General features: G+C 52.3%; 11 protein-coding genes. 7 read left to right on the top strand and 4 right to left on the bottom strand.

Features of this window, described 5'->3' with window-relative positions:
• Nucleotides 1–13 precede the first annotated feature (13 nt).
• From M1L52_RS12910 to M1L52_RS12900, 3 genes are read right to left on the bottom strand one after another with little or no spacing between them, the layout of a single operon-like run.
• Nucleotides 14–1,111 carry a cyclophilin-like fold protein gene (locus M1L52_RS12910; protein ID WP_248615459.1) on the bottom strand — a complete coding sequence of 366 codons (1,098 nt, stop codon included), beginning with the start codon at nucleotides 1,109–1,111 and terminating at the stop codon, nucleotides 14–16.
• Between the two features lie 2 nt (nucleotides 1,112–1,113).
• Nucleotides 1,114–2,430, bottom strand: coding sequence for an amidohydrolase family protein (locus M1L52_RS12905; protein WP_248615458.1), 1,317 nt, complete (start codon nucleotides 2,428–2,430; stop codon nucleotides 1,114–1,116).
• A 48-nt stretch (nucleotides 2,431–2,478) separates the two neighbouring features.
• A complete protein-coding gene (locus tag M1L52_RS12900) occupies nucleotides 2,479–3,645 on the bottom strand; it encodes an iron-containing alcohol dehydrogenase (RefSeq protein ID WP_248615457.1) in 1,167 nt (388 codons plus the stop codon).
• A gap of 158 nt (nucleotides 3,646–3,803) precedes the next feature.
• Here M1L52_RS12900 and M1L52_RS12895 point away from each other — a divergent pair, with 158 nt between their 5' ends.
• Nucleotides 3,804–4,706 carry a helix-turn-helix transcriptional regulator gene (locus M1L52_RS12895; RefSeq protein ID WP_248615456.1) on the top strand — a complete coding sequence of 301 codons (903 nt, stop codon included), beginning with the start codon at nucleotides 3,804–3,806 and terminating at the stop codon, nucleotides 4,704–4,706.
• Here the strand turns inward: M1L52_RS12895 and M1L52_RS12890 are convergent.
• Nucleotides 4,697–5,602, bottom strand: a complete 906-nt coding sequence (locus tag M1L52_RS12890) for a helix-turn-helix domain-containing protein (RefSeq protein ID WP_248615455.1) — start codon at nucleotides 5,600–5,602, stop codon at nucleotides 4,697–4,699. The genes M1L52_RS12895 and M1L52_RS12890 overlap by 10 nt on opposite strands.
• A 161-nt stretch (nucleotides 5,603–5,763) precedes the next feature.
• On the opposite strand from M1L52_RS12890, the gene M1L52_RS12885 reads away from it, so the two are divergent.
• From M1L52_RS12885 to M1L52_RS12860, 6 genes are all read left to right on the top strand, one after another.
• On the top strand, nucleotides 5,764–7,038 hold the full coding sequence (locus M1L52_RS12885; protein ID WP_248615454.1) for a TolC family protein: 1,275 nt from the start codon (nucleotides 5,764–5,766) through the stop codon (nucleotides 7,036–7,038).
• Nucleotides 7,039–7,042: 4 nt separating this feature from the next.
• The gene (locus M1L52_RS12880) at nucleotides 7,043–7,972 is read left to right on the top strand and encodes an HlyD family secretion protein (RefSeq protein WP_248615453.1); all 930 of its coding nucleotides are present in this window, start codon (nucleotides 7,043–7,045) and stop codon (nucleotides 7,970–7,972) included.
• Between the two features lie 25 nt (nucleotides 7,973–7,997).
• Nucleotides 7,998–9,512: an ATP-binding cassette domain-containing protein gene (locus tag M1L52_RS12875; RefSeq protein ID WP_248615452.1), complete on the top strand. Its 1,515-nt coding sequence runs from the start codon at nucleotides 7,998–8,000 to the stop codon at nucleotides 9,510–9,512.
• Nucleotides 9,513–9,538: 26 nt separating this feature from the next.
• On the top strand, nucleotides 9,539–10,711 hold the full coding sequence (locus M1L52_RS12870; protein WP_248615451.1) for an ABC transporter permease: 1,173 nt from the start codon (nucleotides 9,539–9,541) through the stop codon (nucleotides 10,709–10,711).
• A gap of 5 nt (nucleotides 10,712–10,716) precedes the next feature.
• Nucleotides 10,717–11,754, top strand: coding sequence for an ABC transporter permease (locus tag M1L52_RS12865; protein WP_248615450.1), 1,038 nt, complete (start codon nucleotides 10,717–10,719; stop codon nucleotides 11,752–11,754).
• Between the two features lie 666 nt (nucleotides 11,755–12,420).
• A complete protein-coding gene (locus M1L52_RS12860) occupies nucleotides 12,421–17,874 on the top strand; it encodes a choice-of-anchor J domain-containing protein (RefSeq protein ID WP_248615449.1) in 5,454 nt (1,817 codons plus the stop codon).
• The last annotated feature ends 7 nt before the right edge of the window (nucleotides 17,875–17,881 follow it).

The raw sequence follows: 17,881 nt of genomic DNA, 5'->3' as shown, positions 1-17,881 counted from the left end.
ACGATTCTTTGCATTATAATATTACTTTTTTACCATTTTTTATATATAATCCCTTGGATGGATTATCAACTTTTACACCATTCAGAGAGTAATATGCTCTATCTTCCATACGATTACCATTGACGCTCTTGATTGCGGTCGTACCTGAAGTAAGCGAAAGTGTCACACTGATGTTGCTTTCGCCTGCTTTGAGGAATGTGCGAAGCTCATTTTCTGACAGTCCGTCGATATGTCCTAAACGAGTATAGCTCCAAGAGTTTGACTCGTAGAAGATGCATATGTTGCTGCCGTTATAAAGAACGATGTCTCCGGGTAGGGCTGTCATCTGCTCGTTTTTCGTTGTCAGCGATTTGCCTAAAGAACCCCATATTTCGAAATTGTTGTCGTTGAGAGTTACCGTTATGGGTGCGCTCTGTAGTGCAGCAACCAACTCGCGCGTTGCGTCATTATCGACCAGTGTCACGCTTTGCGTCTGTCCACCGATAGTGATATACATTTTATCCATATTCTCTTCTGCAAAAGTCAGTGTCTTGAGCCAGTTTTCTATCAGTGTGGCACGATTGCTGTGGTTGCTGGCGTTAATCCACAATGCATCTCCCATCCATGTGACATTAGGCAATAGTCGCTTGGCGTCACTTACTACACCACTGATGCCGCTCGAATGGCTCGACACAATCATTCCGACATGCTTTCCTACCATCTGAGAAGCACTCTGAAAGAGGTATGTCTGCATGATGGCAGCCATCTGACTCCACCAAAGCGGGGTGACTATGATGATGTTCTGGTAGCCGCTGAGCAATGTAGTTACAGGGTCAATAGCAGGGTAACTGCTGGCATCGTTAGGATTGGCCTTGATGGCATTCAGCAACTGTGTACCCAAGGCATAATTGTTCGCCTCGTACTTCAGTCCCTTCTCAGCAGGCTGAATTTCGAGGACATCAGCCTCAATCTGACTGGTCAACGTGTTCACTATCTCGCGGCAGTTGCCTGTATAGCTGTAATATACCACCAGCGTCTTGCCGGTATTTGTGGGCTCTTCAGCCTTCACTTCGTTATCTGCGGAACAGCAGCAGAACAACATTGCTGCTAAGAATGATAAAATCTTTTTCATCGTTATCTTTGTTTTTTGAATATCAGTTTCATCGTCTCTGGGTCGAGCGGCTTCATGGTAGGCAGTTTCAGGTCTTTCACCATGTGGAGTGTACCCTGCTTGTACTTCTGAAAGTGGTCGGTCTTGAGATGCTGCTGATAGGTTTCCTCAGAGGCATAGATTTCAAGGATGCGAATCTGGCATGAGTCTTCGGCACTCTGCATGGGATACAGGCAGATGACACCAGGCTCACGCTCTATACTCAGGCGATCCACCTCGTTGGCAAAGGTTAAGTATTCCTCCAGATACTGCGGATAGACCTCAATCTCAGCAATGCGGACAATCATGTTTGCTGTGGCGATGGCTGCTGATGGCTTTTCTCCTGTCTGTTCTAACAGCCATTTCGCATTCTTCCATAGAATCATCTCCTTGAACGGTGCAAGGTCGGACTCTTTCGAGAGATAGTCCTTCATCCTCGCCAGACTCTGCGTGAGCACCTGTGGGGCCACGTAGGGATAGTCGGAACCATAAAGCAGATGGTCAGGTGTGGTGATGGTGAGCAGCATGCGGATGAACTCTGGAGAGTGTGCCCCGGCAAGGTCGTAATAGAGGGTGCGGAGGTTGACTTCATAGTCAATCTCGCCCACCATCTTGTTGGCCTGCATCACAGGTGTCAGCGATTTCATGCGGGGAATAGCCAGCGGCAGATAGGCGCCGCAATGGGGAACCACCACCTTGATGTTATTGTAGCGAGCCAGTACATTGCGTGAAATCATGTTCGACACGGCGCGGGTGGTCTCTGAGAGATATTCCTGCATAGCGAGCGGTGTCTGCTGCATTACCTGACGATTGACAGGTTCAGGGCGATGGGGATGCAGGATGACAATAGCCTTGCGCTCATTCAGCACAGAGAAAAGCGTGTCGAGTTCGGGTGCACCAAGATACTGTCCATCGACATTTGTTGCCAACTTAATGCCATCAGCCTTCAGTACGTCGAGCGCATACTTCGCTTCTTCGATGGCTTTCGAGACATCGGGCAGGGGTAGGGCAGCACAGAACATGAATCTGCCTAGGTGTTCCTTCTTGATGCGAGCGGCTGTCTCGTTGGTTTGCCTCACCACTTTTGCTGATGAAGGTTGTGGTGCAGCCAACGTCAACACCGATGTCTCCACACCAGCCTCGTCCATCCATCTGAGATGATTCTCCACATTGTACTTCGGCAAGGGGAATCCCTCGTCCATCACACGTCCCTCTGTTTCAAGAGCCGACACAAACTCAGGAGTGATGATGTGGCTGTGCACATCAATCACGCCCTGAGCGAAACTGTTTGCTGTTATCATAAGACTCAGCAATAAAGCTTTAATTCTCAATTTTCAATTTTCAATTAATTACAGACTTTCCTTAAGTACTTGTACTACTTCGTCGCGATTCAGAATGTAGTAGCCACCTTGACAGATGGGGCAGGCATCAGCCATTCCCTCAATCAGCTCTGGCTTGGCACCACAGTCGGTGATGTTCATTGCCAGTCCCAGTTCGCGCATCCATTGCTCCATTGTCTCAAGACCTTCCATCGCAACCTGCTCGTCGGTCTTAACCTCGGCAGAAACGCCCCAGACATTTATAGCCAGGCGCTTGAACTTGGCGACTGCATCCTCGGACTTGCTGATGAGCAGACGGTAGTAGGCTCCGCTGACGGCAGCGAGTGTATGTCCGTGCGTAGCGTCGGTATAGGCGGCCACAGCCTGACCAAGCATGTGCACCATCCAGTCGGTAGCCTTAGCACGGTCGATGAGCGTGTTGAGTGCCCAAGTGGCAGTCCACATGATGTTCGAGCGAGCCTCGTAGTCCTCAGGATTCACGTTAGCCTTGCGGCTGCTGACGATAAGTGAACGCATCAGTCCTTCGGCGATATAGTCGCTGGTGTTGTCGTCTGTGCCCGAGAGATACTGCTCCAGAATATGACTCATGATGTCGTAGATACCAGCCACCATCTGATACTTGGGAACGGTGAAGGTGAAGCGAGGGTTGAGAATGGAGAAATCTGGGTTGCGGAAGTTATAGAACAACTTGCGATTCTCCGAGTGGCTGGAGATGACCGAACAGCTATCCATCTCAGAGCCTGTGCCGGCCATTGTGAGTACACAGCCTACGGGAATCCAGCGGCAGGTCATCGGCTGCCAGTTCTTGAAGTAGTACTCCCAAGGATCACCATCGTACCAGGCACTTCCTGCTACGGCCTTGCAGTAGTCAATGGTAGAGCCACCACCCACGCCAAGGATGAAATCAACATTCTCCTTACGAGCTGTATGGGCACCTTCCAGCACTTTTTCAATAGTAGGGTTGGGCATCACACCAGCAATCTCTACCACCTCGCAGCCAGCCTTCTTCAGCTCAGCCATCACCTGATCGTAGATGCCGTTGCGCTTAATGCTTCCGCCACCATAGCAGAGCATCACCTTCTTGCCATAGTTTTTCAGTTCTTCACTCAGTTTGCTTAAAGAATCCTCACCGAAGTGCAGCTTCGTGGGATTGTGGAATGTGAAATTGCCTAACATAATTTATCGTTTTTAAGTTTCTGGGTGCAAAATTACGCATATTATTTTATAGAGGTATTACATAAATTGGCTGATGACATACCAATTTCGCAGAAAGTGCAAAAAAAGCATTAATTTCATACCATTATTAGACTATTTTGCGTACCTTTGCCACCGATATGAAGAATATTCTGAAGGTTGAAACTCCTAACGACTATGCTCGTTTTGTGGATGCACCAGTGTTGCACCCATTGGTCAGCATCATTCATTATGACGAGCTGGCGCCCTTCCGTCATAGCCTGAACAACTATGGCGTGTATGGACTGTTTATCCAGCGACAGTTTCCCAATACGCTCTCTTACGGTATGAAGACGCTGCAGGTAAGCGATGCCTCCATCATAGCTGTAGAACCAGGACAGATCGGTGGACTGGAGGACAACGGCGAACGTATCTCGTTATGTGGTTGGGTATTGCTGTGGTCGCCTGAACTGTTGCACGGCAGCGAGCTGGAACGCCAGATAGACCGCTATCAGTTCTTCTCGTATTTCTTTGATGGTTCGCTGCGCATGGAGCCCGACGAATGGCTCTGTATCACGCAACTGGTGACCCAGATGCGACAAGAGTTGCAGACACACGCGGACTCCCCGTCTTTGAGAAATGTGCTGCTTGGCTATCTGCACCTGATACTGGAATACTGTAATCGTATCTATCAGCGCCAGCTTTTCGAAGAGGACAAGGGAGAGGCTGACCTGCTGAAGCGCTTTCACAACTTGCTTCAAACCTATTTCCGCGAGAATCGCCAATTGTCGCAAGGCTTGCCCACCGTCTCGTGGTGCGCCTCAGAACTGGCCTATTCGCCTCGTTATTTTGGCGATATTGTCCACAAGGCAACTGGTGGCACAGCTATTGGCTACATCCACAACTACGTTATCAATCAGGCGAAAAGTCTGTTGATGCAGGGTCACAACATCAGCGAGACCTCTCGCCTGCTCGGATTCGATTTCCCCCACCATTTCACTCGTCTCTTCAAGCGCATCACGGGACTTACTCCCAGCGAGTTCTTAGGGAAAAATCAACTGTAGTTTTTATACTCTCCAGGTGTCATCCCCGTGAGGCGGCGGAAATACTTGGAGAAGAACGAGGGGTTGGCAAAGTGCATCTCCTCAGCTATCTGTGCCGAAGATTTGTCCGTGTGGCGCAGTTCTATTTTGATGCGAGTGATGAGGGCACAGTCTATCCAGTCTTTGGCGGTGGTGCCACTGGTTTGGCGGATGACGGTGGTCAGGTAGCGCTCGGTGAGGCACATACGGTCAGCATAGTAGCCTATCTGGTGTTGTTCGGCACAATGCTGGGTGACCAGTTGAAGGAAACGGTCGAAGATAGTCTGTTCGCGTGAACGACTGCTGGCCAGCTGGTCAGTCTGCCGATGGAACAGCTGGTCGTAGTGGTGCATCTGGGCTGCTACGAGGGCTGTGACGGTGGGACGATGATAGTCGTCGGAGGCATGAACCATTTGCCAGATGGTGTCCAGAATATGTCTGGCAGTAGCGATATTCTCTTCGCTGACGAGTAACTGGAAGTCGCGCACCTGCCCGTTGAAAGCCGATGGCATCTGTCCCTGCGCAAAGGGCATGGGGAAGTTGGAAAATAGTCCCATGCCGAAGATGCGAAGGTCGGCCGACAGACGCTTGGGATGGATGATGGTACCAGGACCGATATAGACGAGTGTGCCGCTCGTAAGGTGGCGGTCTTGCAGGTTGATGGTAATTTCAGCCTCGCCGTTCATGATGATGCCCAAACGGTGATCATTGATGGTAAAAGGTGGCTTTTGGCGCATCAGCAGACTAAACACGGTGCTGTCGCCGCGAACCATTGCCAGTTCGCTATTCATGAATATATGCTCGCGCATTTGCGAGAGGTGTGGTGTCAGGATGTCGCGCATTCGTGTGGCATCCATCAGTTGCGGTTGTCTGTTCATAATACGTCCTTTTTTGTTGGCAAAGATAATCATTTTACGCGAAACAATGCTCTGTTTATGTATAAATCGAACAAAAAGAACATTTCCTCATTCTTACAGATAACACCACGATGAAAAAAACATCGTACTTTTGCATCTGGAATTCAATGACAAAAGATGATATGAAGAAATTGTTTTTAGCTTTGACGATGTTGCCCATGCTGGTACAGGGGCAGACGCTGGAAGGGTGTCAGCAGGCAGCAGAGAAGAATTATCCGCTGATACAGCAGTATGGACTCATCGAGAAGACCACACAGCTGACTGTTGCCAATATCCAGAAGGGTTGGCTGCCGCAGGTGTCGGCATCCGCACAAGCCACGTATCAGAGTGAGGTGACGGCTTGGCCTGACGAGATGAAGACGATGATGGGCGGTATGGGCATTGACATGAAGGGACTGACGAAGGATCAGTACCGAGTGGGTATCGATGTGCAGCAGACTATCTACGACGGTGGTGTCATAGGCAGTCAGAAGCGTATAGCCCGTGAACAGGGTAAGGTGCAGGCGGCACAGAATGAAGTCAATATTTATAATGTTCACAAGCGTGTGAATGAGATGTATTTCGGGCTGTTGCTGATTGACGAACAAATCAAATTGAACACTGACCTGCAGACATTGTTGGCAGGCAACGAACGCAAACTGGAGTCGATGACCAAGCGCGGAACAGCAGCCGAGAGCGACCTGCAGAGTGTGAAGGCAGAGCGACTGAATGCGGTGCAGAAGGGCACTGAGCTGGCATCACAGAAACAGATGCTGCAACGCATGCTGAGTACATTCTGCGGCATAGAGATAAATAACATACAAAAACCGCAAGTGAAGGCAGAAGGCGGAGGGCTGACAGCTGAAAACCATCGTCCGGAGCTGAAGGTGCTGGATGCACAGATCAGTGTGCTGAATGCTCAGGAGAAGGCACTCAACGCAGCACTGATGCCGAAGGTGGGTGTGTTTGCACAGGGCTTCTATGGTTATCCAGGGTTGAATATGTTTGAGGACATGATGCGCCACAAATGGAGTCTGAATGGCATTATTGGTGCCCGCGTTACATGGAACATCGGTGCCCTCTATACCCGCAAGAACGATAAGGCAAAACTGCGGTTGCAGCGTCATATGACGGAGAACAGCCGAGAGGTGTTCCTCTTCAATAACAATCTGGAACAGATTCAACAGAACGAGAATATAGAGCGCTACCAGAAACTGATGGCCCATGACGGGGAGATTATCTCGCTGCGACAGGCTGTGAGAAAGGCGGCAGAATCGAAGCTGGCACATGGCATCATCGACGTGAACGATCTGGTGCGCGAGATTAATCAGGAGAATGCGGCTTGCGTGCAACAGTCGGTACACGAGATTGAGATGCTGAAAGAGATATACGACAACAAATACACGACAAATAATTAAGCATATGAAAAAGATATATGTATTGGCAGGTGTGGCGCTGATGATGACAGCCTGCGGAAACAACGAGAAAGAATACGATGCAACGGGCACGTTCGAGGCTACCGAGACGACCGTGTTTGCCGAACAGAGTGGGGCATTGCTGTCGTTTGACGTGAACGAGGGCGACAAGATGGAGGCAGCCCGAGAGGTGGGACTTATTGACACCACGCAGACGTGGCTGAAGATTCAGCAGATGGACGCTACCAAAGCGGTGTATCAGAGTCAGAAACCCGATATGGAACGCCAGATAGCTGCCACACGCCAGCAGTTGGCTAAGGCCCGGCAGGACGAGCAGCGCTACCGTGAGTTAGTGGCTGACGGGGCAGCGCCCTCGAAGATGCTCGACGATGCCACGAGTCAGGTGAAGGTGCTGCAGAAGCAACTGGATGCGCAGATATCATCGCTGAACACCAGCACGCAAGCCCTCGACAAGCAGACGGCTGCTGCCGATGTGCAGAAGGCACAGTTGCAGGATATGTTACGAAAGTGTCACATCATGACTCCCACAAAGGGTACTGTGCTCGAGAAATATGTGGAGCGAGGTGAGTTTGTGAGTGTGGGTAAACCGCTGTTTAAGATAGCCGATACCGAGTCAATGCACCTGCGTGCCTACGTCACTTCTGCCCAGTTGCAGAACATCAAGATTGGTCAACAGGTAAAGGTGTTTGCCGACTACGGTGATGGTCAACGCAAAGAGTATGCAGGCACCATCAGTTGGATATCGTCTCGTTCGGAGTTTACACCCAAGACTATCCTCACTGACGATGAACGTGCCGATCTAGTGTATGCCGTCAAGGTAGCTATCCGTAACGACGGATTCGTGAAGATTGGTATGTACGGCGAGTTGAAGGGCCTCACCCCCGACCCCTCTCCAAAGGGCGAGGGGAGTAAATAGACAATTCCTTCGAAAATAGATAGCGATGAATGAAGCAATCATTGTTAAAAACGTCAGCAAAAGCTACGGTAAAGAAGCAACAACTCCCCTCGCCCTTTGGAGAGGGGCTGGGGGTGAGGCTCCTATTCAGGCACTCGACGATGTGTCGTTTTCTGTCGGCCAGGGTGAGGTCTTCGGACTGATAGGCCCCGATGGAGCCGGCAAGACATCGATGTTTCGCATCCTCTGTTCACTATTACTGCCTGATGCTGGTACGGCGGCGGTAGATGGCCACGATGTGGTGAAGCAGATGCGTGAGGTGCGTAGCAGGGTGGGGTATATGCCAGGCAAGTTCTCGCTCTATCAGGATCTCACTATCGAGGAGAACTTGAACTTCTTTGCCACGCTTTTCGGAACGACTGTTGATGAAGGCTACGACTCCATCAAAGCCATATACTCGCAGATAGAACGCTTCAAAGACCGTAAGGCAGGGGCTCTCTCGGGAGGTATGAAGCAGAAGCTGGCGCTCTCGTGTGCATTGGTACACCAACCCAGTGTGCTCTTCCTCGACGAGCCCACCACGGGTGTTGACCCCGTGAGCCGTAAGGAGCTGTGGGAGATGCTGCTGATGCTGAAGGAAAGTGGTATCACCATTGTGGCTTCAACGCCTTATCTCGACGAGGTGCGTTGTTGCGAGCGCGTCGCTTTTCTGGACCAAGGGAAGGTGCGCGGTATTGGCACTCCCGATGATATCCTCACCCAGTTTGCCAGTATCTTCAATCCGTCAGGCATTGAACACGAGAAGATTGCAGAAGTGAAAGAAGATAACGTCATCGAAGTAGAACATCTGGTTAAAGCCTTTGGCGATTTCCATGCCGTCGACGATATTTCATTCAGCGTTAAGAGGGGCGAGATATTCGGATTCCTGGGTGCCAACGGTGCCGGCAAGACGACGGCTATGCACATGCTGACAGGCCTGAACCAGCCCACCAGCGGAACGGGTAGGGTGGTAGGCTTTGACATCCGCACGGAATATGAGCAGATAAAGAAGCATATCGGTTATATGTCGCAGCGGTTCTCGCTCTACGAAGACTTGACTGTTGCCGAGAATATTCGTCTCTTTGCTGGTATCTACGGCATGAAACCCGACGAGGTGAAGCGTAAGATGAACGAGGTGCTGCGGCAGTTGAAGTTTGAAGACCATCGCGATGACTTGGTGGGTTCGTTGCCCTTAGGTTGGAAGCAGAAGCTGGCCTTCTCAGTCTCTATCTTCCATGACCCAGGTGTGGTGTTCCTCGACGAACCCACAGGTGGTGTCGATCCCGCTACGCGCCGCCAGTTCTGGGAGCTCATCTACGACGCAGCCCATCGTGGCATCACGGTCTTTGTGACCACCCATTATATGGACGAGGCGGAGTATTGTGACCGCATCTCAATCATGGTGGACGGCAAGATCAGTGCACTGGGTACACCAGACGAACTGAAACAACGTTTCCACCAACCCGATATGGATCACGTGTTTACCTATCTGGCCCGCCAGGCTAGCCGTAGTGATAGTTGAGTGTTTAGAGTTTAGTGTTTAGAGAAATGAAACAATTTATAGCATTTGTAATCAAGGAAACCAAGCATATTCTGCGCGACAAGCGTACGATGCTGATACTCTTCGGCATGCCTGTGGTGATGATGTTGCTCTTCGGCTTTGCCATCACCACCGATGTGAAAAATGTGCGCACGGTGGTGGTCACGTCAGAGATGTCGCCCCGTACGCAGCAGGCCGTAGAACGATTGGCACAATCGGAATATTTTGTCATCACGCAGACTGTGAACACCCCACGGGAAGCCGAACAACTCATCCGCAGTCAGAAGGCCGATATGAGCCTCACCCCCAGCCCCGGCCTCACCCCTAACCCCTCTCCAAGGGGCGAGGGGAACTTGAAGGGCGAGGGGAGTAGTAACCTTCAGTGGCAAATCATGGTTGACGGTAGCGACCCCAATATGGCTCAGCAATGGACTACATACGCCCAAAGCATACTGTCTCAGCCAGTTGACGGCAAACACTATTCACTCCCCTCGCCCTTCAAGTTCCCCTCGCCCCTTGGAGAGGGGTTAGGGGTGAGGCCGGGGCTGGGGGTGAGGCTCCTCTACAACCCTCAGATGAAGTCAGCCTATAATTTCGTGCCTGCCATCATGGGTATGCTGCTGATGCTCATCTGTGCCATGATGACCTCGATATCGATTGTCCGCGAGAAAGAGAAAGGAACGATGGAGGTACTGCTCGTATCGCCTGTGCGCCCCTTGATGGTAATCATCGCTAAGGCAGTGCCCTATCTGGTACTGGCCTTCGCCATCCTCATCACCATCCTGCTGATGGCGCGTTTCGTGCTGGGTGTGCCCCTTGCTGGTTCGCTGTTCTGGATTCTGGCTGTGAGTACCCTCTATATCCTGCTAGCACTCTCGCTGGGACTGCTCATTTCCAACGTGGCACAGACGCAACTTGTGGCCCTGCTGCTGTCAGCTATGGTGCTGTTGATGCCTGTGGTGATGCTGTCGGGCATGCTGTTTCCTGTTGAATCGATGCCAACTATCCTGCAATGGATATCGGCTATCGTGCCGCCACGCTATTATATCGAGACTATGCGCAAGTTGATGATTATGGGTGTGGGCATTGGCGAAGTGGCTCACGAGGTAGCTGTGCTGGCAGTTATGACGGTGGTGCTGCTCGCCATCGCGCTGAAGAAGTTTAATGTAAGATTGGAGTAACTGATATGACACTGAAATATCTCATACAAAAGGAGTTCCTGCAGATACGTCGTAATGCGTTTCTGCCCAAACTCATCATCATGTTCCCCATCGTGATCATGTGTGTGATGCCGTGGGTGATGCAGATGGAGGTGAAGAACATCGTGGTAGATGTGGTTGACATCGACCACACCGTGGAGTCGCAGCGATTGATACAGCAGATTGCTGCCTCCAACTATTTCATTTTCGGTGGACAGAAGGCTACCTATGCTGAAGCGGTAAAGGACATTGAAAAGGGTAGGGCCGACGTTATCCTCGAGATTCGCAATGGCAAGTATCTCATTGCTGCCAATGCCGTCAACGGCACCAAGGGCTCAATGGGCAGCGCCTATCTCTCGCAGATAGTCAGTGCTCCTGTCTCAACGCTCTCAGCCGCTTCCGTGCTTACCCTCTACAATAAGCAACAGAACTACAAACTCTTCATGATTCCGGCCCTCTTTGCCATTGTGATGATGCTGATGACGGGCTTCCTGCCCACACTTAACATCGTCGGCGAAAAAGAGGCTGGCACCATCGAACAGATCAATGTCACACCCGTCTCCAAGTGGTCGTTCATCCTTGCCAAACTCATTCCTTACTGGCTCATCGCGCTGTTTGTCATCACCGTGTGCTTGCTGCTGGCGTGGCTCGTCTATGGCATCACGCCTGCTGGTCCCGTGTGGCTCATCTACGTGCTTGCCATGTTGCTGGCGCTGTTCTTCTCTTCTTTCGGACTCATCGTGTCCAACTACTCCGACACCATGCAGCAGGCCATGTTCGTGATGTGGTTCTTTGTGGTGAGCATCATGTTGCTCTCGGGACTATTCACCCCCACGCGCTCCATGCCCCAGTGGGCTTATCTGACCACCTATATCAACCCCATGCACTACTTCATTGATGCCATCCGCACCGTCTTTATCCGTGGAGGTGGACTGCACGAAACTGCCCATCAGGTCTTAGCCCTTGCTGGCATCGGTACGCTGATGGGCTGTTGGGCTGTGCAGAGCTATAAGAAGAATTCATAAGGTCGATGCCGTTGACTATCTGCTGAAGCCCTTCGGCTTTGCCGACTTCCAGCGTGCAGCCCTGAAGGTGCAGAATGTGGCGGCAGCCTTAGCCAGCGAGACCGCAGTCATCGCGGCAACGGCACCTGCGACTGCTCTGTCTCTATGAACTGATGGTCGAAGTCAAGGTCGTACGACGCTCCTGCCATGAGCTGCCCTGTGCTCAGGAACTTATAACAAAGTTAAACTAAAGAGCTACGGAATTTAGGTAGAAACGAAGGTTTCGTGACGAGCATTTCGCTACCGACCTGCAGAATGCCTATGAGCTGGGCAAACAACTTATAGGTAATTGCAGGATGTGATAGTAAAAATCAATTGCAGAAAAAATGGACCAGTCACAAGCGGACAGGTCCATTGATAGCTGATGAATCAGCCATGCGCAGTTCAGAATCCGTTAAATCCGTTTCATCCGTGGTCGTTATAAAAAAATAATCCGTGGTCGTTATAAAAAAGCGTGGATAGGTTTTAGTGTTAATTTATGTTGTAACGAGTCTATAAATTTGTTAAATACAAAATAATTTTATACTTTTGCACTATAAATAATTTAAATTTGTTATTATTTTTTACAAAAACTAATCGATTTGTTATTTTTATTCGTTTTTATTATTCACTAAAATCAATTTAATTATGGGTAAAAGAATTGTTTATTTTCTTTTAGTTGTGGCAGCAGTGCTGCTCGCAATTCCCGCCGAAGCACAGACCGTGGTGGCAAAGAAAACCGCGTATAGTGCTGCGATGAAGGCACCGAAGGTCCTTCAGGCCAAAGAGGCTGCTTTAGCACGTGCTGCTGTAGCTAAGGCCAACGAGAAGCTGGTTGTGGCTGAAGGCAAGCAGTTTGCTTCGGCAGTAGCCGCTCAGGCCGCACAGGTGCGTCCCTCGAAGAGCGACGCTCACCTGGAGGAGGCAGTTTATAACTGGCCGACGGCTCCCAAGACTCCGGCTTACGTGTCGCGCAGCGGCATCATTGGCAATGGCAAGACCCCTTGTGGCACACTGCCAAATGCGCGCAAGGTGGAGCAGTTCCAGCAGGTGGGCACCACCGCCCTGTCGGCACGTGCCAAGGCGCAGCGCAAGGCTCCCACCAAGGACGATCACGGCATCATCACCGATCCGGGTGAGGGCGTGACAAAGTACTACAACCGTACCGGTACGGCCTTCTATGTGAGCAACAATTCGGTCTATAGTGAAGACCAGAGCGGTATCGTGACGATTCTTGAGGCCGAAGGCGGCAAGGTGTATATCAAGAACCCCGTGTCGCACTATAGCCAGGGTTCCTGGGTAGAAGGCACCAAGGATGGCAACACCATCACCGTGGCTGGTGGCCAGCCGCTGTTGTGGAATACCAACTATTCTACTACGCTGGCCTTATACTGGGGTAACGTCCAGAGCACTTCCACCGGCAACACCTATATAAAGGGCGAGGGCGACATCACCTTCACCGTTGACGACGAGGCCGGCACCATCACGCTCGATGGCAGCAGCACTGACAAAATCATCGGCGTTTACTGGGACGATGACAACTCATGGTCTGGCTATGGCGACTATGGTACCGTGTGGACAGTTGATCCTAATTATCAGCCTGCTTCTACCGATCCCATCGTGCTGCCCGACGGCGCCGAGGTCTTAGACTGGTATGCCGAGGGCACTGGCTCAGCAGCCGTTCCTACCGACGTGATGGTTGCATTCGTAGGGAACGAGGTATATATCAGCGGACTGACGTCCAACTTCCCCGACGCCTGGATCAAGGGTACCCTCGACGGCACTACCGTCACCTTCAGCAAGTTCCAGTTCGTCGGCATGTATAGCGGCACCATGCCTATCTGGGCAGTAGGTGCCGATTCAGAGACCGGCAACCTGCAGGACTTCACCATGACCTACGACAGCGAGGCCAAGACGCTGACACTCGATGCAAACCAGCTCATCGTGTTCAACGCTGCCGAGGACCGCATGTACTATCTCAGCTACATTGAGTCGCTCACCATCTATGCCGAGGAGCCCGCTCCTTCCGTCATAGAGACGCTGCCCTACGTCAACACCTTCGACGACGCTGCTGAGCAGAAGCACTTCAAGATCATCGATGCCAATGCCGACGGCAAGACATGGGCCTTCTACAGCGGCATGGCACGCTACACATACAGCTCGACCAACCAGGGCGACGACTGGCTCGTCTCGCCCGCCATCAAGCTTGTGGCTGGCAAGAAGTATGCCTTCAGCATCGCTGCCCATGCCCAGTCGGCCAGCTATCCTGAGCGCTTAGAGGTGAAGATTGCCAAGAGCAAAGAGGCCGAAGGCCTGGCTGCCGGCGCGCAGGTGATTGATACGACCGTTGTTACCAGTGCCAGCTTCATTACCCTGTCGAACAATGAGCTGACGGTAGCCGAGAGTGGCGAATACTTCATTGGCGTGCATGCCATCTCAGATAAAAATCAGTATTATCTCTATGTGGATGACTTCGTGCTCGACGCAGCTCCCATCACGGCTCCCTACGTGGCCGACTTCACCACTGAGGCTCCGTTTGGCGACTTCTTCGTCATCGACAACAATGAGGACGGCAAGACCTGGACCTGGAGCGCATCGAACTTTGCCAACTATTCTTATAGCAACTCTTTAGCTGCCGACGACTACTTGGTGCTGCCCATCAAACTCGAAGCCGGCAAGGGCTACAACGTGATTGTGAACGCTGCCAACAGTGGCTATCCTGAGAAGTTCGAGGTGAAGGTGGGTAAGGAAGCTACTGTTGAGGGTCTCTCGACCGTGGCGATTGCCGAGACAGAGGTGACCTCTGCTGACTTTACCGACTTCAGCGGCTCGTTCTCGACTGACGAGGCTGGCACCTACTACGTGGCCATCCATGCCACTTCGAATGCCAACCAGTGGCGCCTGAAGGTGAAGACCCTGACCATAGAGGTCGGTGCTGCCGGCAATGCTCCAGCAGCCGTGAACAACCTGATGGTGACGCCCACTCCCAACAAGGTGGAGGCTACCATCGTCTTCGAGGCACCCACTACGACCATTGACGGTAACGAGATGACCGAAAACCTGACCAAGATCGACGTGCTGCGCGACGGCGTTGTGATTGAGAGCGTGGCCGACGTGGCTCCCGGTTCGGAGCGTACCATCTTGGATAACGAGGAAAAAGGTCTGACCATCGGTACACACAAGTATCAGGTCATTCCCTACAACGCTAACGGCATCGGACAGAAGAGCGAGGAAGTGAGCGTTCTGGTCACTGCAGCACTCTCAGTGCCTTATACCTTCGACCTGACTGTGGACCAGACGGGCCTGTTCACCATCATCGACAACAACGAGGACGGAAAGACATGGTCGTTCAACTCGTCGATTGGTACTATGTACAGCTACGACTCTACCAACCCAGGCGACGACTATCTCGTGAGCCCCGCCTTCAATCTGGAAGCCGGCAAGAGCTATAAGGTGACCGTGAACGCCAAGTCTTACAACGCCAACTACACTGAGCGCTTCGAGGTGAAGGTGGGCAAGGAGGCCACTGCCGAAGGTCTGAACATCACTGCCATCAGTCCTACCGAGGTGAGCTCTACTGAGGCCGATGACTTCGAGGGTGAGTTCACCGTTGACGAAGCTGGCGAGTACTTCATTGCCATCCACGCCATCTCTGAGCCAGAAAACTGGCGCTTAGTTGTCAACTCGCTGACTGTGGAGAAGGGTCTGGATCCCACGGCTCCCGCTGCTCCTGAGCTGACCGTTACTCCTGCTGCCGAAGGCGCTAAGTCGGCAAAGATTGAGGTGACCGCTCCTTCTATGACCATTGGCAGCGACGAGCTGACAGCTGAAAACCTGAGCAAGATTGAGATCCTGCGCGACAACGAACTGCTCACCACACTGAACGTGCTCCCCGGAAATGTTGCCGAATATACAGACACGGATGTTCCCGACACCCTGCACACCTATCAGGCCATTCCTTACGATAAAGACGGCAACGCAGGCAAGAAGTCGGAGAAGGTGACCGTATATGTGGGTGTTGACTCACCTGCCGACGTGAAGAACTTCCACGTTAAGAGCACCACTGCTACGAGCATCACCTTTGCATGGGATGCAGCAACAGGCGCTCACGGTGGTTATGTGGACCCCGCTACCATGAAGTATGAGGTTAGCACGTTGAAACTGGAGCAGAGCATCTTCGGAAGCTATCTCGTGGTTGACCAGACCATTGCCGACGTAACCGGCAAGACCGAACTCACGATCGACTTCCCCGTTGACGAGGGTGAACAGGCTTCTCAGTACTTCGGCATTTCGGCCAACGACGGCAAGGCAGCTACCGACGCAACACTGGCCTACAGCGAGGTGTTAGTGGGCGCTCCTCTGGACATTCCTCTCTTCGAGAGCTTCGAGGGCACAAGCCTGCACTATGCATGGAGCTGCAACGGCGGACTGGGCGTGAGCACCAACTCATCCGACGAGGACGGCGTGGCTCTGAAGCTCTACAACAATGGCAATAGTGAGCAGGTGTACTTCATACTTGACAAGGTGAACCTGATGACCGCTGCCAACCCTACACTGCTGTTCGACGTGCGCAGTGAGAGCACCGACAAGGTATATGGCATCGGAGCAAAGGACGGTGGCGAGATCATCACCCTGGCTGAGGCAGACGTGACTGCCGAATACACTACGGTGAAGGTGCCTCTGAGCACAATCAGCGATGCAGAGCGCTATTCTACAGTGGGTCTCTTGGCTAACATCGAGACACAGAGCGTCAATCAATATGAGGACACGCTCATCATCGACAACATTCGTATCGTGGATCTCTACCAGTACGACCTGGCCATCGACATGAAGGCCGACACCACCGTGCAGGCTGGCAGCAATGCTAATATTGTGGTCAAGGTGACCAACAAAGGTGAGAATGCCGCCAACGGCTATACCGTCATTGTGAAGGCTGGCGAGAAGGAACTGATGAACCAGACCGTGGACGAGGCACTGCAGCCCTTCAAGAGCACTGAGTTCGAGACCGAACTGCCCACCACCATCTTCACTGAGGAGGGCGACGTGGACATCGTTGCCAAGGTGAGCTTCGCTAGCGACCAAGTGGAGGACAACGACCTGAGCACGGCTACCATCAGCGTGAAGACTTCAAAGGCTGCTCAGCCCACCAACCTGGCTGCAACGCAGAGCGAGGAGAGCAACGTGGTGACCCTGACCTGGGTGGCTCCCAACACGAGCGCATCTCAGCAGGCCGACGACTTCAGCAGCTATGCAAATGGTGCTAACGCTACGGGCGCTATCGGCAACTGGACCGTCGTCAACGCCAATGGCGGCACGAAGGGCAGCCTCTTCGAGGACCTGGAGTTGCCCAGCCACGGAAAGGCAACTGCTTGGGAGGTGTTCAACCTCGCTACCTACGGCGGCAACTCGGAAGCCTTCGCCGGTGCCGACGGCAATGTGGACAACAACTACCTCATCTCGCTCTACAACGCTACGTCGGAGGGATATGTCGATTGCGACGACTGGCTCATCTCACCTGAACTGCCGGGCGTGGCACAGACCCTGACGTTCGACGTGAAGGCATTCAACGACTATGGCGCTCAGACCTATCAGGTGCTCTACTCTACCACGGGTAAGGAGACTGCCGACTTCCAGCTCATTCAGGAAGTGCCCGACAACGGCGGTGCTTGGAGCACGGTGAGTTACGAGCTGCCCGAGGGCACGAAGTACTTCGCCATCCGCAACGTCACCAACGGTGACAACGGCTTCGTCCTGGCCATCGATAACATCAGCTATCTGGCCGGCGGCAGCGAGCCTGTGGGCTACAACGTCTATGTGGATGAGGAGTTCGTGAAGACTGCTACCGAGACCACGGCTACGGTTGAGTTCACTCAGACCAAGGAGTACAAGTTCAGTGTGACCGCTGTCTATCCCGGTGAGGTGGAGTCGAAGCCCGTGAGCGTCACCATCAGCCTGACCACTGGCATCGATCAGCTCATGGCTACCGGCAAGTCCGTACGTGTCTACTCGCTCGACGGCAAATACATCGGCACGATGAGCAACACGAAGAGCCTGAAGAAGGGTACCTACATCATCGACACCAAGAAGGTGGTGCTGAAGTAGGAATGTC

The sequence above is a fragment of the Prevotella sp. E13-27 genome, from assembly GCF_023217965.1.
Classification (GTDB): Bacteria; Bacteroidota; Bacteroidia; order Bacteroidales; family Bacteroidaceae; genus Prevotella.
Note: the sequence above shows the minus strand (reverse complement) of the source record. Positions and strands in the feature narration are given on the sequence as shown.